The sequence below is a fragment of the uncultured Pseudokineococcus sp. genome (genome assembly GCF_947499845.1).
Taxonomy (GTDB): Bacteria; Actinomycetota; Actinomycetes; order Actinomycetales; family Quadrisphaeraceae; genus Pseudokineococcus.
Genome location: NZ_CANMPM010000077.1, coordinates 1 through 203, shown reverse-complemented (window position 1 = coordinate 203; position 203 = coordinate 1). Strand labels below are relative to the sequence as shown.

1 pseudogene is annotated in these 203 nt (G+C 74.9%); it reads right to left on the bottom strand.

Features of this window, described 5'->3' with window-relative positions:
- Window positions 1–203, bottom strand: a pseudogene (locus tag Q0789_RS16670) (glycerol-3-phosphate dehydrogenase); the annotation flags it as partial.

Here is a 203-nt window from a genome sequence, read left to right as displayed (position 1 = left end):
TGGATGCCGCCCACCGCGGCGTCGCGGCGGAAGCCGGGGAAGCGGCGCTGGATGCCGGCGCGGGTGAGGTGGCGGTGGAGGGGGACGGTGCGCTTCCCGCTGCCGCCGCCGCGGCCGAAGACGCCGGCCATGCCGTCGTAGAGCGCGATGCCGGAGCCGATGTAGCCGCGCTGCCAGTGCTTCTCGAGCGGGAAGATGAACGG